Here is a 19715-nt window from a genome sequence, read left to right as displayed (position 1 = left end):
TCGACAGCTTAATAACAGCAAGCAACAATAAAAATATGAAATTAACGAACCTTTTTTATATTTCTCGGGTCTTGCGCCCTCGATGAATAAACGTCCAGTGCATTTGACGTTAAATTTTTAACATATCGAAGTATAATCAATGGCGCAAAAAATGCCTTATCTCAGGTTTATTGAACTGCCGTTTATGTGAACTGTGCTCCATGTCGCGCGTGGCAAAACATGCATGACGTGACCGTCTATGGCACACTAGCCGCCAGATATCGCCGTCCTCACAGCCAGGTTTATTGACGTTCATGAGCGTAACCGCCCCAAACATAAAATCTTTGCCCTACAGCCGCAGTGCCCTGATGACGCTTTTCGCCCCGATTTCAACCCACCCGTGGGCGATGCTGCTGCATTCGGGCTTCGCCGACCATTCGCATAACCGCTTCGACATCCTGGTCGCGCAGCCGTGCGTTACGCTCACCACCCAGGGCGCCAGCACGAAAATAGAAAGTGACGGCGTCACTATTCAGTCGAAGGAAGATCCATTCTCCCTGCTGCAGCAACACCTGGTGGCGCAAGGTTGGCAACCGGCGTTTAACCCGGATCTGCCATTTCAGGGCGGCGCACTGGGGCTGTTCGGCTACGATCTCGGGCGGCGGGTGGAAAGCTTGCCGCAGTTGGCCGCAGCCGACCTCGCCTTGCCGGACATGGCGGTGGGCATTTATGACTGGGCGCTGATCGCCGATCACCGGCTGCAAACCCTGACGCTGCTCAGCTATGGCGACGTGGAACAGCGCTGGTGCTGGCTCAATAGCCAAACCGCGCCGACAGAACGCCCTTTCACGCTGCTGAGCGACTGGCGCGCCAATATGAGCCGGCGGCAATACGGCGAGAAATTCCAACGTATTCAGCGCTACCTGCGCAGCGGTGACTGTTACCAAATTAATCTGGCGCAACGGTTCTCCGCCGACTATCAGGGAGATGAGTGGCAGGCTTTCTGTCGATTGAGCGCCTGCAACCGCGCGCCGTTCTCGGCCTTCCTGCGCCTGCCGCACAACAGCGTACTGAGCGTCTCTCCCGAGCGCTTCCTGTGGCTGGAGCAGCAGCGCATCCAAACCCGCCCGATCAAGGGCACGCTGCCGCGGCTGGCGGACGCGGAACAGGACGCCGCTCAGGCTCGCCGTTTGGCCGATTCCCCCAAAGATCGCGCTGAAAATCTGATGATCGTCGATCTGCTGCGCAACGATATCGGCCGCGTCGCCCAGCCTGGCAGCGTACGGGTGCCGGAACTGTTTGCCGTGGAGCCGTTTCCCGCCGTGCATCACCTGGTGAGCACTATCACCGCAACCCTGCCGGAACAGACCTCGGCGGCCGAACTGCTGCGCGCCTGCTTCCCCGGCGGCTCGATCACCGGCGCGCCCAAGGTGCGGGCGATGGAAATCATCGAAGAGCTGGAGCCGCAGCGCCGCAATGCCTATTGCGGCAGTATCGGTTACCTAAGCGCCTGCGGCAACATGGACACCAATATCACCATCCGCACGCTCGTCACCGAAAACGGCCGCATCCACTGCTCCGCCGGTGGCGGCATCGTGGCGGACAGCCAGGAGCAGGCGGAATACCAGGAGACCTTTGACAAGGTTGGCCGTATTCTGCCGCAGCTTGGGGAGTGTGCCCTGTCGTGATCCCATCGAACACACCAGCCTCACTGCACGCCTTTATCAGCCGTTTTCAACTGCAGCTGCCCCAGGCGGCGCAGATCTCGCACAATGTGCGCCCGGCGGCGGTGCTGATCCCGATCGTCTGCCGCGCAGAGCCGACGCTGCTGTTGACCCGCCGCGCCGACTCGCTGCGCAAACATGCCGGCCAGGTGGCCTTCCCCGGCGGTAAAACCGACGCTGAAGACGGGTCGGCGATCGTCACGGCGCTGCGAGAAGCGCAGGAAGAAGTGGCGATACCACCGCAGGCGGTGACCGTCCTCGGCCAAATGGCGCCGCTCGACAGCAGCACCGGATTTCAGGTCACGCCCATCGTCGGCCTGGTCTCGCCGGATGTGCAGTTCCACGCCAATGAGGGTGAAGTGGCGGACGTGTTCGAGATGCCCTTGAGGGAAGCGCTGACCCTGTCGCGTTACTATCCGCTGGATATTCATCGCGCCGGCCATACGCACCGCATTTACCTCTCCTGGTATCACAGCCAGTTTATCTGGGGGCTGACCGCAGCCATCATTCGGCGTCTGGCGCAGCAGGTCAGTATTTAGCCCATATTACGTGATCTGACTCGCAATCTGGCATGGCCGACGGCCTCCGCTGCCGGTAAAGCGATCGAAATCACTTCATTTGAACGCTTTTTCAACTACCGTTCCGATTGAATGGTTTTAAAAAAACTGTAAACCCTCTCTTAAACCTTACGAAATACCTGTAAAATACCACCGTCCGAGATAAACCACTGTAGAAACAGGGATTAAGCCGGCGGCGTTCAGCACGGAAAGCTGGCGCGATTACCGCTAATGGAGCTTGGGCGAAAGCGGATACCTCGCATAAGGGTTCGCCCCGGGTAATCAGTAAAAAAAGCGACACCACGGATTATTTAATTTCATGCGAAAAAGGCAGCCGAACCCGCACGGCCCTTTTACAATATCGCTGTTCCCTGCGCGGTTTTTAACCGCCGCAGCCATAACAATACGTCTCTTTAAGGAGTTTTAGCGTGATTAGCGTTTTCGACATGTTTAAGATCGGCATCGGCCCGTCCAGCTCTCATACGGTTGGACCGATGAAAGCCGGCAAACAGTTTGTCGACGATCTGGTAAATAAAGGCCTGATGCCTTCTATCACGCGTGTTGCCGTAGACGTTTACGGCTCACTCTCATTGACCGGTAAAGGTCACCATACCGATATCGCCATCATTCTCGGCCTGGCCGGCAACATGCCGGACACCGTCGATATCGATAGCATTCCTGGCTTTATTCGCGATGTAGAACAACGTCAACGCCTGATGCTGGCCAACGGCCTGCATGAAGTCGATTTCCCACGCGACGGCGGCATGGTCTTCCGCAGCGACAACCTGCCGCTGCACGAGAACGGCATGCAAATCCACGCCTTCGCCGGCGATAAAGAAGTGTACAGCAAGACCTATTACTCCATCGGCGGCGGTTTCATCGTCGACGAGGAGAACTTCGGTAAGGACGCCGAGCAAGAGCTGCAAATGCCTTATCCATTCAACTCCGCGCGCGAAATGCTCGACCACTGCCGCGAGACCGGGCTGTCACTGTCCGGCATGGTGATGCAGAACGAACTGGCGCTGCACAGCAAGCAAGAGATCGAAACCTACTTCGGCAACGTCTGGCAAACCATGCGTGCCTGTATCGATCGGGGTCTGAACACCGAAGGCGTGCTGCCGGGGCCGCTGCGCGTACCGCGCCGTGCTTCCGCGTTGCGCCGCATGCTGGTGGCGTCGGACAAACTGTCCAACGATCCGATGAACGTGATCGACTGGGTCAACATGTTCGCACTGGCGGTTAACGAAGAAAACGCCGCCGGCGGCCGCGTCGTCACCGCGCCGACCAACGGTGCCTGCGGCATCGTGCCTGCGGTGCTGGCTTACTACGATCACTTTATCGAGTCCGTCAGCCCGGATATCTACATCCGTTACTTTATGGCAGCGGGCGCCATCGGCGCGTTGTACAAGATGAACGCGTCCATTTCCGGCGCCGAAGTCGGCTGTCAGGGCGAAGTCGGCGTGGCCTGCTCCATGGCGGCCGCAGGCCTGGCTGAACTGCTGGGCGGCAGCCCTGAGCAGGTCTGTGTGGCGGCGGAAATCGGCATGGAACACAACCTGGGGCTGACCTGTGACCCGGTCGCCGGCCAGGTACAGGTGCCGTGCATCGAGCGCAACGCCATCGCCTCGGTCAAGGCGATCAACGCCGCCCGCATGGCTCTGCGCCGCACCAGCGAACCGCGCGTTTCGCTGGATAAGGTGATCGAGACCATGTACGAAACCGGCAAAGACATGAACGCCAAGTACCGAGAAACGTCACGCGGTGGCCTGGCAATCAAGGTGCAATGCGACTGACAGACAACCCCGCCGCCCGGCGGGGTTTTTTATGGGCAATCAATTCATTGACCGCTTTTAGTGACAATGTCACCAGAAAATATCCTGCATTTTTCTCATCGATCCAGCGGTTAGCCTGCAAATTGACCTTCTGTTTTGCTAAATCGAAATAATTTACTGAGTTACCATCAATCTTGTATAACCTCAGGCTAGAATTAGCCGAGCGCAACTTAAGGAGCTGTGGCCTGACTGTGACTCGGAGCTGGATTACCGAACAAGGATTTACCGGATGTTGATGACCCACCTCGCCGCGTCCCAATATCGTTACTACCGTTGGCTGCTGGCCGGAGCGGTGGGCGTGGCTATTCTGCTGGTATCGCTGTATACCCGTTACTATCAAGAGGTCAAAAGCATCGAGCAGAGCCAGCAAACGTTGGCCACCCGCACCGTCGGCAAAATTGACCAGCTGTTGTCCCCCGCGCAGCTGCAGGCGGAACGCAGTATGGACATGCTGGAACAACCCTGCGAGAACGTCTCATCGACCCTGCGCTTTCGCGCCGCGCAAAATCAGGCGCTGCGCGCCATGCTGCTGGTAAAAAATGGCATCATCTACTGCTCCAGTCTGTTTGGCGCCCGACATTATCAGTTGGCCGCCGTGCTGCCGATTTTCGTCAACAGCAACGTCAGGCTGGCGCTGCGCCCTTCGTTGGCGGTGAGCAAAGGACTGCCCACGTTGGTGATGTGGACACCCTCCCCCGGCGATAGAAGCAGCGGCGTGCTGCACGTCTTCAATATCGAGCTGTTATCGAACTTTTTACTCGAACCGCAGGAGCCTTATGTTCAGCGCATGGTGCTGAACGTAGCCGACAGTAGCCTGGAATACGGGCGCCGCGAAATCCTGCGCCGCGACACCCTGACCAACGATCTGCGTTACACCGCCGGTTCCGAGCGTTACCCGTTCTCGATTTCGCTGTTCGGCCCGCAGGTCGGCATGTTGGCGTTTTCCGCACTGCCGCGCCATATCCCGCTGGCGCTGCTGATCAGCCTGCTGGCGGCCTATGTGGTCTACCTGCTCACCGCTAACCGCATGAGCCTGTCTTACCACATTGGCCATGCCATTACCCATCGGGAGTTCCGCGTTTACTGCCAACCGATCATTCACAGCGATACCGGGCGCTGTGCCGGCGTCGAGATGCTGCTGCGTTGGAAAAAGAAGCGGCAGGGGTGGATCTCGCCAGACGTGTTTATTCCGTTGGCCGAGCAGCATGACCTCATCATTCCGCTCACTCGCTATCTAATGAACACCGTGACGGAAAATCTGCAGCTGTTCCCGCCACGACCGTCCTTCTACATCAGCATTAACGTTGCTGCCGAGCATTTTAAAACGCTCAACATCATCGACGATATCCGCCAGATTTGGCTGCCGGCACATCCGATGCCCTCATTGATGCTGGAGCTGACCGAACGCACCGCGCTGTCGGCGATCCAGTATGACCAGATTCGCACGCTGAAAGACATGGGGATCATGCTGGCTATCGACGATTTCGGCACCGGCCACAGCTCGCTGAGCTACCTGAAAAACCTCAGCCCGGACGTGTTGAAGATCGACCGCGGGTTTACCGCGGCCATCGGCACCGACGCGGTCAACGCCACGGTGACCGACACCATCATTACGCTGGCGCAGAGGCTGAAGCTGAAACTGGTGGCAGAGGGTGTCGAAACGGAGGAACAGGCCGACTATCTGCGCTCACGCGAGGTCAATGCCCTGCAGGGGTATTATTTCGCCAAGCCGATGCCGATCCACGTTTTCCCGCTGTGGTTGCAACAGTACGAATCGCGCGTCAGGAAAGCGGAAGAGGATCCGCCGGAGGCCTGAGCCCCCGGCGGGAGGGTTACGACTGCGTCGGCTCGTTAAAGACGACGCGGGTAACACGCACCAATTCGATGCGATAGTCGGAGACCTCGACGATATCGAAACGCAGGTGGTTCAGTTCAATGCTGTCCCCCACCACCGGCATCTGGCCGTAGTGAGCCAACAGCAGCCCCGCCAGGGTGGCGTAGTCTGCGGTTGGGCTGACCAGGTCATCGCAGGCCAGTGCCTGTTCCAGCGAGTGCAAATCGGTTCCCCCCTTCACCAGCCAGCCGTCGCCTTCCGCCACGATATCCGGCGTTTCATCCTCGTCCGGGAACTCACCGGCAATCGCTTCCAGGACGTCCAGCGGCGTCACCAGCCCCTGCACGACGCCAAATTCATTGGTGACCACCACCAGACGCCCTTTGGCGCGGCGCAGCACCGCCAGCAGTTTGATGACGTCCATGGTTTCCGGCACCACGATCGGCGGCGTACGGGCGGCAAACTCGGCGATATCTTCCCCTTGCTCCAGCGCCACCAGCAGATCCTTGGCCCGTACCACGCCGACGATCTCATCCACCGAGTCGCGACACACCGGGAACAGACTGTGTGGCGTATCCAGCAACTGGGCGCGCACCTCCTCGCGGGAGCGCTCGCAGTCGACCCAGGAGATGTCCGTGCGAGGCGTCATCACACTGCGTAATGAACGCGAGGCGAGTGTCAACACGCCGCTGATCATATAACGCTCTTCCGCAGCAAAGGTTTCATCCCTCGGCAAAGCGACCTCATCGTCCGACTGCTGCGCGCGCTGCTGCCCCATCAGGCGCATGATCGCTTCCGCGGTGCGCTCGCGCATCGGCCGACGCGCTTGATGCTTGATGAAGTTGCGACGCGCGATCTGGTTGAACAATTCAATCAGGATCGAGAAGCCGATCGCGGCGTACAGATAGCCTTTCGGAATATGCAAACCGAAGCCTTCGGCGATCAGGCTCAGGCCGATCATCAACAGGAAGCTCAGGCACAGCACCACGATGGTCGGGTGCGCATTGACGAAGTTGGTCAATGGCTTGGATGCCAACAGCATCACCGCCATCGCGATCACCACCGCCGCCATCATTACCGGCAGATCGTTCACCATGCCTACGGCGGTAATCACCGCATCAAGCGAAAACACCGCGTCCAGGATCACGATTTGCACCACCACCGCCCAGAACTTGGCGTAACCGCGGTTGGCGCCATCCTGGTGCGTCTGCCCTTCCAGCCGCTCATGCAGCTCCATGGTGGCCTTGAACAGCAGGAATACCCCGCCGAACAGCAGGATAAGATCGCGGCCAGAGAAGCTGAAATCGCCGACGCTGAACAGCGGTGTGGTCAGGGTTACCATCCAGGAGATCACCGACAGCAGGCCCAAACGCATCAGCAACGCCAGCGACAGGCCGATAACGCGCGCCTTATCGCGCTGCTTCGGCGGCAATTTGTCGGCCAAAATGGCGATGAACACCAGGTTGTCGATGCCCAGCACGATTTCCAGCACCACCAGCGTAAGCAACCCCGCCCAAATAGAGGGGTCCATTAAAAATTCCATATCAGACTCCAGAAAAAAGTGGGAATGAGCGCTCGCCGCTCAGACGTGACGATGCCGCCGCTGCATGGGCGCAGTCGACAATAGCAAGGTGACGGGATGGGGTTACCGGGAGATGGCCGAAGGGCCGAACAGCATATACAACGCCAGCAGGTGGCGGGTGAAACCTGGAAAAACAGTAACTTCGGTGACAGTCCATAGGGAGGGCTGAGGCCCTTCACTCCTTAGTGATGAAAGAAGAAATTACTGTATCAGGATTTTTCTGGGGGACAAAGCGGCTTTTTCAACGGCGGTTTAGGGTGGCGCCACACCATATCGTCTGCGACAGCTAAGATTTCCCCGAGCATTCAATAGCGGAGCAGCGTCACAAAAAATATTTTTTCACTCACTAAAATAAATCTCGCGTTCGTGAAGTATCACGCACAGGCATTTGAAACTGCGTGAGAAATGTTAGGCGTGCGTTTCTTTTTTTCTACCATAATGTATCTGAACCGCGGAAGTGACTGCCAAGACGGCGCGGAGAAACGACACACACCGCGTCTGGAGTTCAACGAGGAGGTAGCGAGTGGCAATAGCTATTATCATCGGCACACACGGGGCTGCAGCGGAACAACTGCTGAAAACGGCGGAGATGCTATTGGGCGAGCAGGACAACGTCGCCTTTATAGACTTCGTTCCCGGTGAGAATGCCGAAACGTTAATCGTCAAGTACAACGAAAAAATCAGTGGGTTGGATACCAGCGGCGGCGTGCTGTTCCTGGTGGATACCTGGGGCGGCAGCCCGTTCAACGCCGCCAGCCGCATTGCGGTCGACAAAGAAAACTATGAGGTCGTCACCGGGGTCAACATCCCGATGCTGGTGGAAACCTTCATGGCGCGGGACGACAACCCCGCTTTCGATGAACTGGTGGCGCTGGCGTTGGAAACCGGCCGTGAAGGCGTGAAAGCGCTGAAAAAACCGCAGGAAGAACCCGCAAAACCCGCAGCACCCGTCGCCAAAGCCGCTGCCCCTCAGGCGCCGTTGGGGCCGAACGACCACATGAAAATCGGCCTGGCGCGCATCGATGACCGCTTAATCCACGGCCAGGTCGCTACCCGCTGGACCAAAGAGACCAACGTCAGCCGCATTATCGTCGTCAGCGATGAAGTCGCCGCCGACCATGTGCGCAAGACCCTGCTGACCCAGGTTGCCCCGCCGGGCGTCACCGCCCACGTGGTGGACGTGGCGAAGGCCATCCGCGTCTGGAACAACCCGAAATACGCCAACGATCGCGTGATGCTGTTATTCACCAACCCGACCGACGTCTGGCGTTTGGTGGAAGGCGGCGTGGAGATTACATCCGTCAATATCGGCGGCATGGCGTTCCGCCAGGGGAAAACCCAGGTGAACAACGCCGTTTCCGTCGATGAAAAAGATATCGAAGCGTTTAAGAAACTGAACGATCGCGGTATCGAGCTGGAGGTACGTAAGGTCTCGTCCGACAGCCGGCTAAAAATGATGGACCTGATTAACAAACTCAATTAGTGGCGCCAGCCGCTAATTATTTTACTCAGAGCTTTTTTGGTCATAGGAGAAGTGCAATGGAGATCACCACTCTTCAGATTGTGCTGATATTTATCGTTGCCTGTATCGCCGGGATGGGTTCCGTCCTCGACGAGTTCCAGTTCCACCGTCCGCTGGTCGCCTGTACCCTGATCGGCTTTATCCTCGGCGATATGAAAACCGGCATCATCATCGGCGGTACGCTGGAAATGATCGCCCTGGGCTGGATGAACATCGGTGCGGCCGTCGCGCCGGATGCTGCCCTGGCGTCCATCATTTCGACCATTCTGGTCATCGCCGGCGGGCAAAGCGTCGGCGCCGGTATCGCCCTGGCCATTCCGCTGGCGGCGGCCGGCCAGGTGTTGACCATCATCGTGCGTACCCTCACCGTGGCGTTCCAGCACGCAGCAGACAGCGCGGCGGAGCGCGGCAGCCTGCGCGCCATTAGCTGGATCCATGTCGGCGCCCTGCTGCTGCAGGCGATGCGTATCGCCATCCCGGCGGTCATCGTCGCCATCTCGGTCGGCACCGCCGGGGTACATGCCCTGCTCAACTCGATCCCGGAAGTGGTCACCAGCGGCCTGAACATCGCCGGCGGCATGATCGTCGTGGTCGGTTACGCAATGGTGATTAACATGATGCGCGCCGGCTACCTGATGCCGTTCTTCTATCTCGGTTTCGTTACCGCCGCCTTCACCAACTTCAACCTGGTGGCGCTCGGCGTCATTGGCGTGGTGATGGCCGTGCTGTATATCCAGCTCAGCCCGAAATACAACAAGTCTCAAGTTGTACAGGCCGGCCCGGCTAACGCGAACGATCTCGATAACGAACTCGACTAGGAATAGGTGAGAGAAATGGTTGATACAACTGCTCAAAAGAAACTCACGCCGGCCGATATTCGCGGCGTATTCCTGCGTTCGAACCTGTTCCAGGGTTCATGGAACTTCGAACGCATGCAGGCGCTGGGTTTTTGCTTCTCGATGGTGCCGGTGATCCGCCGCCTGTATCCGGAAAACAATGACGATCGCAAACAGGCGATCAAGCGTCACCTGGAGTTCTTCAACACCCACCCTTACGTGGCGGCGCCGGTGCTCGGTGTGACCATGGCGATGGAAGAGCAACGCGCCAACGGCGCGCCGATCGATGACGCCGCAATCAACGGCATCAAGGTCGGTTTGATGGGGCCTTTAGCGGGCGTCGGTGACCCGATCTTCTGGGGCACCGTGCGACCGGTGTTCGCCGCGCTTGGGGCGGGCATCGCCATGAGCGGCAGCCTGCTTGGACCGATCCTGTTCTTCGTGCTGTTCAACCTGGTGCGCCTGCTGACCCGCTACTACGGCGTGGCCTACGGTTACCGTAAAGGGGTCGATATCGTCAACGACATGGGCGGCGGCTTCCTGCAGAAACTGACGGAAGGAGCGTCCATTCTCGGCCTGTTTGTCATGGGGGCGCTGGTCAACAAGTGGACGCACGTGAATATCCCGCTGGTGGTGTCCAAGATAACCGACCAGACCGGGCATACCAACGTCACCACGGTGCAGACCATCCTCGACCAGCTGATGCCGGGCCTGGTGCCGTTGCTGCTGACCTTCGCCTGTATGTGGCTGCTGCGCAAGAAAGTCAACGCGCTGTGGATCATCATCGGCTTCTTCGTCATCGGTATCTTTGGCTATTGGATTGGCCTGCTGGGCCTGTAATCGTTCGAAACGGCCGGGGGGCAACCCCCGGCTTTTTTATGGAGCAAGAGATGTCACTGACCGACGCCGTACTGATGCTGTTTATCGCCCTGCTGTTGCTGTATTCGCTGTACGACGAATTCGGCATGGATCTGCTGAAAGGTAAAACGCGGCTCAAAGTACCGCTTAAACGCCGCCACCGCCTCGACAGCCTGATTTTCGTCGGCCTGATCGCCATTCTGATTTACCGCAATGTCACCGACAACGGTGCGGTATTAACCACCTATCTGCTTATTTCTTTGGCGTTGCTCGCCATCTATATTTCTTATATTCGCGCTCCCAAGATGGTGTTTAAAGCGCACGGTTTTTTCTTCGCCAATGTGTTTGTCGAATATAACCGCATTAAAGCCATGAATTTATCGGAGGACGGCATTCTGGCCGTCGACCTGGAACAGCGCCGGCTGTTGGTTCAGGTGACCCACCTGGACGACCTGGAGAAGATTTACCACTTTTTTGTTGATAATCAATAAATAAAGAAAAATTAACGTTATTTTAGCTCAAACCTTGCGCTGCTTGTGGGTAATTAATCGGCAGCGCAATCTCCTTTCTGACTATTATTTCTGCAACATTGTTACCCCTGGCTACATTATATTCCCGCATGAAATTAGATTAATGAAAACGAGTCTCAATTAAGAACAAACATTGCCATAGAATAAGGTTGTCCGTGGCGGAAATAATATGATATGGTTGCGCCGTCATTGGGGAGTAGCCGGTTTCTGGAGAATAAAAAGCCAGAAACGCCCGTATCAACATACTCGTTTCGCCGTAAGAAACGTGGTGCGGGCAGCCAGGTAAGGTTGGCGAGACCATAGACACGTAACTCCGTCGTTTGGTTGGGGGTGGGTTACGTGTATATGGAGCCACCCGGCCGAGGCTATTTCACATGAACCTTTCAGCAACGCTTATTCTCGCTTTTGGCATGTCCATGGATGCTTTCGCCGCGTCGATCGGCAAAGGTGCCAGCTTGCATCAACCCCGTTTCCGCGAAGCGATCCGCACCGGCCTGATCTTCGGCGTGGTCGAAGCGATCACCCCGCTCATCGGTTGGGCCATCGGCCTGTTCGCCAGTCAATACATCATGGAATGGGACCACTGGGTCGCCTTCTCGCTGCTGTTCATTCTCGGCATGCGCATGATCGTCGAAGGGGTACGTAACAAGCCCGATGAAGAAGAGAAGGTCAAACGTCATGGTTTCTGGTTGCTGGTCGCCACCGCCATCGCCACCAGCCTCGACGCGATGGCCATCGGCGTCGGTCTGGCTTTCCTGCAGGTGAACATCGTGCATACCGCGATGGCCATCGGCTGCGCCACCATGATCATGGCGACGCTAGGCATGATGATCGGCCGCTTTATCGGCCCGCTGCTGGGCAAGCGCGCCGAAATCCTCGGCGGCGTGGTGCTGATCGGTATCGGCGTCAACATTCTGCTGGAGCACCTCGGCTACCTGGCCTGAAGCGCTCGCTTTGAAAAAAACCTGCCGCGGCAGGTTTTTTTGTTTTTGAGTTCAAGGCCCCTTAAGCGCGACGTCGGTACAACGCCAGCACGAAGTCCGTCTCGCACACAAACTCGCCGCTCTCGGCCAACCGCTGTTGCACCTCCGGCGTGGCGCGCCAGGCGAACGGCGTCATCTGCAGCAGATTGGCGGCCTGCGTGCCCGGTAGGGTCATCGTATAGGCCAGCGCCTCTTTGCGCTCGCAGTCGAATCCGGCGAACTGTTCATCCTGTTCGGCATGCAGCTGCACCTGCTGGTACACCTGCTCTTTCAGCTGGTACAGATGACGCGGGCCCGGCGACACCGTCAGCACCACGCCGCCCGGCTTCACTACCCGTGCCAGCTCCTCCGCCTTGCAAGGTGCATAAATGCGCAAGACCGCATCCAACGCACCATCGGCGAACGGCAAACGGTGACTGGAAGCGACGCAGAACGAGACCGCCGGATAACGTTTAGCGGCGTAGCGGATCGCCACCTTGGCGACATCCAGCCCATTGACCGCCATATTGCGCTCCTGGGCCAGCCTGGCGGCCACCGCGGCAGTGTAATACCCTTCCCCACAGCCTATGTCCAACAACGCGCCAGCATCGGCCGCCAGAGCCAAATCCAGCCACTCGGCCACCTGCTCTTGCAACGGCTGATAATATCCACCGTCGAGAAACGCTCGCCGCGCCTGCATCATTTCCGCGCTGTCTCCCGGCTGCTTCGATCGCTTGTGCTGTACCGGCAGCAGATTGACGTAGCCCTCTTTGGCCTGATCGAACTGATGATTGCCGTCACAACGCCAGTGTTGTGATGAAAAATGCAGCGATTGATGACACAGGGGACATTGATAAGACATGAATGGGCTTCCAGAGAGACAGGGCGCGGCTAGTCTAAAGAAGGCGCCGGTTTGATGCAAGGCGCATCCCCACTCGCTTTCGCCGCCAACAACACCTGGCCAAGCGGGGAAAAAGCTGGCTACACTGAGAGTCTGTTTTCTCACGCAGGTGAACATAACTTATGAGCGATCGTTCCGCGCTGCTCGATGCGGTGCCTCACATTCAGCACGGCTTCGGCAGCAAACTCGCGCTGCTGCCAGGGCATCTACTGCCCTACAGCGCCACGCTGCCGGAAAAAAAGCAGGTACACGGCACCCGCATCGTCGACGTGCTGCAACCGGCGCAGGCGTGCGGCGAGGCCGATGGTTTCTACACTCGCCAGCCCGGCATTCTGATCAGCGTACTGACGGCGGACTGTCTGCCGGTGCTGTTCAGCCGCCGCGACGGTGGCGCTATCGCGGCGGTACACGCCGGCTGGCGCGGGTTACTGGACGGCATTCTGGAGCAGATGGCGTCCCGCATTCGCCAAGATGGCGACACCGCCGATTGGGTGGTGTCTATCGGCCCCGCCGCCGGCCCATGCTGCTACGAAGTCGATGAAGCGCTGGTGGAGAATTTTAAACAGCGCCTGCCGCTGCCCGCCACGCTGATCAGCCCGCATTACCGGCATCTGGATCTGGCCGCAATTGCCGAATACAAGCTGACGGAGCTCGGTTTCGCCGCCGTTGACCGCGCCGGCAGTTGCACCATCTGCACGCCGGACGTTGACCCGCAGCGGCCGCAGCGCTTCAAATACACCAGCTATCGCCGCAACAGCCATCGGCGCGCGCAGGATCCGACGCATCCGGGAATCAAAGGCCGCAACCAGTACGCAGGCATCGTCATCGCCGCCGGATGACGGAAACGAAAAAGCCCGCGCGAAGGCGGGCTTTTTGTACAGCTGACGCTGATTAGATAGCAGTAACGTTTACTGCAGATGGGCCTTTCTGGCCATCTTGGATTTCGAACTCAACGTTCTGGCCTTCAGCCAGGGTTTTGAAGCCGTTACCCTGGATTGCAGAGAAGTGTACGAACACGTCTTTGCTGCCGTCAGCCGGGGTGATGAAACCGAAACCTTTAGACTCGTTGAACCACTTAACTTGACCTTTGATCTTTGCCATCTTGAGTATTTCCTTTGGATTGTTTAAACCGCCCGTGGGCGTTACATAGACAAACTAGAGTCGTTACTGCTTGAGGCACTAAGATAAGGATCGGCAGAGAAGCGGTATTCAACGCTAACGTCTTTACTCAGAACTTCTTTACTGAAAATGCCACACATATACAGAACTGTACCTCGTTTTACCCAGATGCGTTATCACATACTCTGTATGCGATGGCAAGCCATTTTTAATCACTGAACGACATGTCGCACATATTTGAAACGGTCGAGAGCCACATTTGCTTAAATAGGCCAAAAGATGTTGAAGCATCGGCTATTTTCTGCTTGCTAAAACCACCGCACCAGACCCCGCATTCTGGTGGAGTTTTAACAAAACTTTCATCGTTTTGTCGCATGTCCGTCTCGTCATTTCCGCTTTTTTGCCGCTTATAGCGTTAAAAAATTTGAATCTTTATGGAATTTGATATGCAACATTTGAATATCGATGAACGGGGGCCAATTTATTCATCGCTGCTCCGACCCTTTACCGTCGAAAACGCATCATCATCAGCCTTCAGCCCTGCCGCCACACCGCGCGAGCAGGAGCAGCACACAGGCGGGCGATGATGTTACCGTCCTGCACAACGGTTGCATAAGCATGCAACGTCCAGACGCCTCTCCCGCTGGCCAGTGGCTTCATCCTAAATAATCCGAAAACCATCAGTCCGAATAACCGGAATAATCTTATGAATAGCAAAAGTGTGGCGTTGAATTAAATCCTGAAGATCGGGTGGTTATTTGAATCACCACCCGCACTTATCAATTTTGCTAATTACTGCCGCGCTTTCAAACCGTTGCTCTTATTCTTTCCTCTGTACCGCAGGGCGAAGAGACCACACTTGCTGAGAATCCTGCAACGCGATGCGCTCGCCAATCTTCAGCGGGTGGAATTGATGCTGTTCAAGCCCCGCCTCACTCAGCGCCAGATTCAACTGCTGCGGCGGTTCGTCCAGCGACTCATCCGCCAATTCGAATACCCCCCAATGGATGGGAATGGCGCGCGGCTGATTGAGTTGACGGTACAGCGTCACCGACTGCTGCGGATCCATATGCTGCTCCTGCATAAACCAGCGCGGTGCGTAGGCGCCGATGGGCAGCGCCGCCACGTCGAACGGCCCCAGCCGTTGACCAATCTCCGCCAGCCGTTCCGAATAACCGCTGTCGCCGGAAAAATAAAACCGCAGCCCCGGATGGTGGATCACCCATCCACACCACAGTGAGCGATTGCGATCCCACAGCGTGCGCATGCTCCAGTGCCGCGCCGGCGTGGCGTAGACCGTCAGCTCGCCCAACGGCAGACTTTGCCACCAGTCCAGCTCATGCACCTTCAGCCGATAACGGCGGAACCAGCGCTTCAAGCCGAGCGGCACGATGAACTCGGCCTGAGGGAAACGCCGCGCCAATTGCCGCACCGTGCGCCTGTCAAGGTGGTCATAATGGTTATGGGAGATCAGTACCGCATCCACCGCCGGCAGTTGCTCCACCGTCAGCGGCGGCGGCGTTCTGCGCTTCGGGCCGTAAAAGCTCAGTGGCGATGCACGTTCGGACAACACCGGATCGATCAGGATATAGCGCCCGCTCAACCGCAGCAGCATCGAGGCATGCCCCAACCACCAGACGCTGTCGTCGTTGCCGCTGAGATCGGCAGGCTGCCACCAGCGTTCGGTAAATTGTGCGTAACCCTGCTGCGGCGGCTTGGGCAATCCCTGGCGCTTGCGTTCATCTTGCCAACGTTGAAGGTCCCCCTCCTGACGCCGCGAAGGTTCCAGGTTGCGAAATCCCTCCGGCGTATGATGCGCCTTGGCCGCGTCGTAATAACGGTTGATTCTTTTCATCCAGCCTTTTCTCCCGACCACTGCGCCCTGCACGGGCATGACTTTCAGTGTAACAAACCCGATGAAGCTCGCACTTTGTCAGCCGTGCGCTGCATCTCGGGACCTTTTGCCGTATGCTGTTGTCTCACTCCGGTGAGACAGCCAGGGCCGCCAAGAGCCCGTTAAGACTCTCTTAAGATCTTTGTGATTGACTTGTAGGGCATACAGAAAAGGAGAAGTTATGAGTCGTTCTACATCCCGCAAATCAGGCTCAAGCCTGGGGCGCCGTATTCGCAGCGCGCTGCTGGCGCAGAAGCAATACTGGAAAATGTATTTCGCCATGAAGTTGCGCCGTCTGCGCGTACCTGCACCGCTGGTGCTGCTGGGCGGTTCACTGCTCGGATTCTTCATGTTGACCCTGCTGATGCTCAGCGTGGTGGCCATCGACGTGATCAGTACTCTGCTGTTGCTGTGCCGGAAACTGCTGGGGCGGGGGCACGGAGAGGGGCGCGCCTTTATGCCGCGCGGCTAACGAGAAGAGAAGCGGAGGCGCGCCATACGCCTCCGCAGCACACAGATTAACGCTTGGCGTCTTTGCGGCGCGTCAGCATGAACCCGCCCCACAGCACTGCAACCCACACCGGCATCAACAGCACCGAAATGCGGATCCCTTCGCTGAAATACATAATCACCAAAATCAGGCCGAGGAACGCCAGGCACAGATAGTTGCCGAACGGATACCACAGCGCCTTAAAGCTCGGAATGACGCCCTGACGGTTCTTCGCCGCACGGAATTTCAGGTGCGCCAGGCAGATCATCACCCAGTTGATCACCAGGGTGGACACCACCAGCGCCATCAGCAGCTCAAACGCCTTGCCGGGCATCAGATAGTTGATCAACACGCCGATCGAGGTAATCAGCGCCGACAGCGCGATGGACAGCACCGGCACGCCGCGCTTGTTGACGCGCGTCAGCGCTTTCGGCGCATTGCCCTGGCTGGCCAGCCCGAACAGCATGCGGCTGTTGGCGTAGACACCGCTGTTGTAAACCGACAGCGCGGCGGTCAATACCACCACGTTGAGCACGGTTGCCACCAGATCGCTGTTCAGCGCATGGAAGATCAACACGAACGGGCTACCGCCCTCCACCACTTGCCCCCACGGATAGAGCGACAGCAGCACAGTCAGCGAGCCGATATAGAAGATCAGAATGCGGTACACCACCTGATTGGTGGCTTTAGGAATGCTGCGACGCGGATCGGCGGCCTCCGCCGCGGTGATGCCGACCATTTCCAGGCCGCCGAACGAGAACATGATCACCGCCATCGCCATCACCAGCCCCGAGAAGCCGTGCGGCATAAAGCCACCCTGCTGCCACAGGTTGGTGATGCTGGCCTGTGGCCCGCCGTTGCCGCTCGCCAACAGCCAGGCGCCGAACACGATCATGCCGACAATCGCCACCACCTTGATGATGGCGAACCAGAACTCGGTTTCGCCATACAGGCGCACATTTACCAGGTTAATCAGGTTGATCAGCACGAAAAACAGCGCGGCGGAGGCCCAGGTGGGGATCTCCGGCCACCAGTACTGAATGTAGATGCCGACGGCGGTCAATTCCGCCATGCCGACCAGAATGAACATCGCCCAATAATTCCAGCCGGAAAGAAAGCCGGCGAAGTCGCCCCAATACTTATAGGCAAAGTGGCTGAAAGATCCGGCGACCGGCTCCTCCACCACCATTTCGCCCAGCTGGCGCATGATCAAAAACGCGATAAAACCGCCGATGGCGTAGCCCAACAGCACGGCGGGGCCGGCCATCTTGATGGTTTGCGCAATGCCGAGAAATAAACCGGTGCCAATGGCGCCCCCGAGGGCAATAAGCTGTATATGTCTGTTTTTTAAGCCGCGTTTTAGCGGAGTATCCTGATGCTGACCGCCCATCTTATCCTCATATGGCGTACACCCTTGCCGTTATCGGCCAAGATTTCACCAATCAATAAATGTATCTGCGGGCGGCTTTTTAACACTTAACCCCGTGAGCATCAAGGAGAAGCGCCCCGAGACGGCGTAGCGGAGCGCGATTTTTTAACCGTGAGAAAGCGTGAAATGGCGGCGTTCAGCCTGGCATGCCGCACAGTTTGGTCAGGTTGCGCGCGCCTATCATCAGCGTGGCGACATAAGATTGGCGACGCGTGACCACTTCCACCGCCACGCGATCGTTTTGATATTTTATCAGGTAGGTCGAGGGCCAACCCTGACGACGCTGGCCAAAGCTTTCGGCATGACGATCGATCGCCGCATGGGCAATCACCAGATGAGACAAGTTTTTATCACCTTTGATAATGCGCTTCATAAACAGCCTCCGCCAACGACAGCTCTGTTATTAGAAAAAGGAGAAACTCTTACCAATCACCGGTATTGTTCGACTCAGTTAGCCTGCCGGCTCATCAGGAAGCAGATCATCGCCGCGCGCAGCGGGCTGGCGCTGTCCGCCTGCCATTCACCGCCCTGGGTGCTCATGCGCGCCTGCCACTGCGGGCTGTCGCTTTGGTTGTCGGGGTTCAGACTGATTTTGTTGGCGCAAATGATCGGCCAGGCATCGGAGGGATTCTTGCAGTAATCTTTACCTTTCACGCCACCGTAGGGATACCACTTGTCCGGGTTCTCTCCGGTCAGCAGCGCGATGCTGCGGTTCACTTCGGCATCGCTTTCTTCGTACCATTTAATCATCGGCTTCATCCATCTTTCGTAAGGTTCGCGCTACATTACGATGTCTGTAAGACAGTTTTATGACAGTGCCGCCGGTTTTCACATTATCTGAACTAATGTTTTGCTCCCTTTAACTTTTCTCCCCTTCTGCGTACACTTTTCCTCTGTTTAGCGCCCAGGAAACGCACGCATGTTGACCGGCCTCAACCACCTGACGCTCGCCGTCAGCGATCTCGATCGCAGCTTCGATTTTTATCGTCATCTGTTGGGGTTTACCCCTCACGCCCGCTGGCAAGGCGGCGCCTATCTGTCGTTGGGGGCGTTGTGGCTGTGTCTGTCATTGGATGAGGCCCGCATGCAACCACGGGAGCGTGATTACACCCATTACGCCTTCAGCGTCGCGCCGGAACACATTGAACGGGTCAGCGAGCGGTTGCGCCAGGCCGGCGTCGAAGAGTGGAAAAGCAATCGCAGCGAAGGCGAATCGCTCTACTTTCTCGATCCCGATGGGCATCAGTTGGAGATCCATGCCGGCGATCTGGCCAGCCGCCTGGCGGCATGCCGGGAAAAACCGTATCAGGGCATGGTGTTTTACTGAAACGCCCCGGCGACGCTGCCGCCGGCCGGAGCATCATGTTCAACGTTCGGGGATAAAACCTTTGAAATCCAGCGCGGGGCTGAGATCGTCGTCGTCAGCCGCAGCGGCGCCGTCAGCGCCTGCGCTGTGCGCCAAACGCTTCAACAGCGCCGTTTGCTGGCGTTGTTGCTCGGCAATTTCCTGCAGCAGGCGAATCTGCTCGTTGGCGCGCACACTGGCGCGGTTCACCAGGAACCAAACCCACAGCCCGGCCAACAATGCCACAACGGCGAGCGCCAGCGACAACAGGCCGTTCTGGCCAAAACCTAAATCGTACATGGACAACCCTATCTACTGCGA

At 57.6% G+C, this 19715-nt stretch carries 21 protein-coding genes and 1 riboswitch; of the genes, 12 read left to right on the top strand and 9 right to left on the bottom strand.

Going from position 1 to position 19715, the window contains the following annotated elements; all coding sequences use genetic code 11:
* The first annotated feature begins 293 nt into the window (after window positions 1-293).
* The 4 genes from pabB (at window position 294) to WA302_RS13310 (ending at window position 5908) form a co-directional block, all read left to right on the top strand.
* Window positions 294-1667, top strand: coding sequence for an aminodeoxychorismate synthase component 1 (gene pabB, locus WA302_RS13325; RefSeq protein ID WP_197822336.1), 1374 nt, complete (start codon window positions 294-296; stop codon window positions 1665-1667).
* Complete coding sequence (locus WA302_RS13320) at window positions 1664-2242, top strand: CoA pyrophosphatase (RefSeq protein WP_025303155.1); 579 nt, start codon at window positions 1664-1666, stop codon at window positions 2240-2242. The genes pabB and WA302_RS13320 overlap by 4 nt, the downstream gene beginning before the upstream one ends.
* Window positions 2243-2688: 446 nt before the next feature.
* The gene (sdaA, locus tag WA302_RS13315) at window positions 2689-4053 is read left to right on the top strand and encodes an L-serine ammonia-lyase (protein ID WP_025303156.1); all 1365 of its coding nucleotides are present in this window, start codon (window positions 2689-2691) and stop codon (window positions 4051-4053) included.
* A gap of 268 nt (window positions 4054-4321) precedes the next feature.
* Window positions 4322-5908: an EAL domain-containing protein gene (locus WA302_RS13310; RefSeq protein ID WP_025303157.1), complete on the top strand. Its 1587-nt coding sequence runs from the start codon at window positions 4322-4324 to the stop codon at window positions 5906-5908.
* Between the two features lie 16 nt (window positions 5909-5924).
* Here WA302_RS13310 and WA302_RS13305 read toward each other — a convergent pair whose 3' ends face one another.
* Window positions 5925-7469: a TerC family protein gene (locus WA302_RS13305; RefSeq protein WP_164067316.1), complete on the bottom strand. Its 1545-nt coding sequence runs from the start codon at window positions 7467-7469 to the stop codon at window positions 5925-5927.
* Window positions 7470-8031: 562 nt separating this feature from the next.
* Between WA302_RS13305 and manX the strand changes: the two genes are divergently transcribed.
* The 5 genes from manX (at window position 8032) to mntP (ending at window position 12198) form a co-directional block, all read left to right on the top strand.
* On the top strand, window positions 8032-8991 hold the full coding sequence (gene manX, locus WA302_RS13300; protein WP_025303159.1) for a PTS mannose transporter subunit IIAB: 960 nt from the start codon (window positions 8032-8034) through the stop codon (window positions 8989-8991).
* A 56-nt stretch (window positions 8992-9047) separates the two neighbouring features.
* Window positions 9048-9848, top strand: coding sequence for a PTS mannose/fructose/sorbose transporter subunit IIC (locus WA302_RS13295; protein WP_015378156.1), 801 nt, complete (start codon window positions 9048-9050; stop codon window positions 9846-9848).
* A 15-nt stretch (window positions 9849-9863) separates the two neighbouring features.
* Complete coding sequence (locus WA302_RS13290) at window positions 9864-10706, top strand: PTS mannose transporter subunit IID (RefSeq protein WP_015378157.1); 843 nt, start codon at window positions 9864-9866, stop codon at window positions 10704-10706.
* A 50-nt stretch (window positions 10707-10756) separates the two neighbouring features.
* Window positions 10757-11215 (top strand): DUF986 family protein, encoded by a 459-nt coding sequence (locus WA302_RS13285; protein WP_025303160.1) that lies wholly within the window; start codon window positions 10757-10759, stop codon window positions 11213-11215.
* Window positions 11216-11433: 218 nt separating this feature from the next.
* Window positions 11434-11617: riboswitch (yybP-ykoY riboswitch) on the top strand.
* 11 nt (window positions 11618-11628) lie between these two features.
* A complete protein-coding gene (gene mntP, locus WA302_RS13280) occupies window positions 11629-12198 on the top strand; it encodes a manganese efflux pump MntP (RefSeq protein ID WP_025303161.1) in 570 nt (189 codons plus the stop codon).
* A gap of 61 nt (window positions 12199-12259) precedes the next feature.
* On the opposite strand, the gene rlmA is transcribed toward mntP, so the two are convergent.
* The gene (rlmA, locus tag WA302_RS13275; protein ID WP_025303162.1) at window positions 12260-13078 is read right to left on the bottom strand and encodes a 23S rRNA (guanine(745)-N(1))-methyltransferase; all 819 of its coding nucleotides are present in this window, start codon (window positions 13076-13078) and stop codon (window positions 12260-12262) included.
* Between the two features lie 161 nt (window positions 13079-13239).
* Between rlmA and pgeF the strand changes: the two genes are divergently transcribed.
* Window positions 13240-13956 carry a peptidoglycan editing factor PgeF gene (gene pgeF, locus WA302_RS13270; protein ID WP_043143569.1) on the top strand — a complete coding sequence of 239 codons (717 nt, stop codon included), beginning with the start codon at window positions 13240-13242 and terminating at the stop codon, window positions 13954-13956.
* Window positions 13957-14008: 52 nt separating this feature from the next.
* Here pgeF and cspE read toward each other — a convergent pair whose 3' ends face one another.
* The 3 genes from cspE to WA302_RS13255 all read right to left on the bottom strand — a co-directional run bounded on the left by cspE (window position 14009) and on the right by WA302_RS13255 (window position 16091).
* The gene (gene cspE, locus WA302_RS13265) at window positions 14009-14218 is read right to left on the bottom strand and encodes a transcription antiterminator/RNA stability regulator CspE (protein WP_002221949.1); all 210 of its coding nucleotides are present in this window, start codon (window positions 14216-14218) and stop codon (window positions 14009-14011) included.
* Between the two features lie 41 nt (window positions 14219-14259).
* On the bottom strand, window positions 14260-14376 hold the full coding sequence (locus WA302_RS13260; RefSeq protein ID WP_002211058.1) for a DUF2627 domain-containing protein: 117 nt from the start codon (window positions 14374-14376) through the stop codon (window positions 14260-14262).
* Between the two features lie 680 nt (window positions 14377-15056).
* On the bottom strand, window positions 15057-16091 hold the full coding sequence (locus WA302_RS13255) for an MBL fold metallo-hydrolase (protein ID WP_089181010.1): 1035 nt from the start codon (window positions 16089-16091) through the stop codon (window positions 15057-15059).
* A gap of 220 nt (window positions 16092-16311) precedes the next feature.
* Here WA302_RS13255 and WA302_RS13250 point away from each other — a divergent pair, with 220 nt between their 5' ends.
* Window positions 16312-16602 (top strand): hypothetical protein, encoded by a 291-nt coding sequence (locus tag WA302_RS13250; RefSeq protein WP_033640076.1) that lies wholly within the window; start codon window positions 16312-16314, stop codon window positions 16600-16602.
* A gap of 46 nt (window positions 16603-16648) precedes the next feature.
* Here WA302_RS13250 and WA302_RS13245 read toward each other — a convergent pair whose 3' ends face one another.
* From WA302_RS13245 to WA302_RS13235, 3 genes are all read right to left on the bottom strand, one after another.
* Window positions 16649-18010, bottom strand: a complete 1362-nt coding sequence (locus WA302_RS13245) for an amino acid permease (protein WP_261456429.1) — start codon at window positions 18008-18010, stop codon at window positions 16649-16651.
* A 175-nt stretch (window positions 18011-18185) separates the two neighbouring features.
* Window positions 18186-18422, bottom strand: a complete 237-nt coding sequence (locus WA302_RS13240; RefSeq protein ID WP_025303167.1) for a DUF4060 family protein — start codon at window positions 18420-18422, stop codon at window positions 18186-18188.
* A 74-nt stretch (window positions 18423-18496) separates the two neighbouring features.
* The gene (locus WA302_RS13235) at window positions 18497-18799 is read right to left on the bottom strand and encodes a phage protein NinX family protein (RefSeq protein ID WP_004927682.1); all 303 of its coding nucleotides are present in this window, start codon (window positions 18797-18799) and stop codon (window positions 18497-18499) included.
* Between the two features lie 169 nt (window positions 18800-18968).
* On the opposite strand from WA302_RS13235, the gene fos reads away from it, so the two are divergent.
* Window positions 18969-19376 carry a fosfomycin resistance glutathione transferase gene (gene fos / locus WA302_RS13230; protein WP_025303168.1) on the top strand — a complete coding sequence of 136 codons (408 nt, stop codon included), beginning with the start codon at window positions 18969-18971 and terminating at the stop codon, window positions 19374-19376.
* Window positions 19377-19415: 39 nt separating this feature from the next.
* Here the strand turns inward: fos and WA302_RS13225 are convergent, their stop codons facing one another.
* Window positions 19416-19694 (bottom strand): YebO family protein, encoded by a 279-nt coding sequence (locus WA302_RS13225; protein WP_025303169.1) that lies wholly within the window; start codon window positions 19692-19694, stop codon window positions 19416-19418.
* Between the last annotated feature and the right edge of the window lie 21 nt (window positions 19695-19715).

It is taken from the genome of Serratia sp. 201, from assembly GCF_037027545.1.
In the GTDB taxonomy this organism is placed as follows: domain Bacteria; phylum Pseudomonadota; class Gammaproteobacteria; order Enterobacterales; family Enterobacteriaceae; genus Serratia; species Serratia bockelmannii.
Note: the sequence above shows the minus strand (reverse complement) of the source record. Positions and strands in the feature narration are given on the sequence as shown.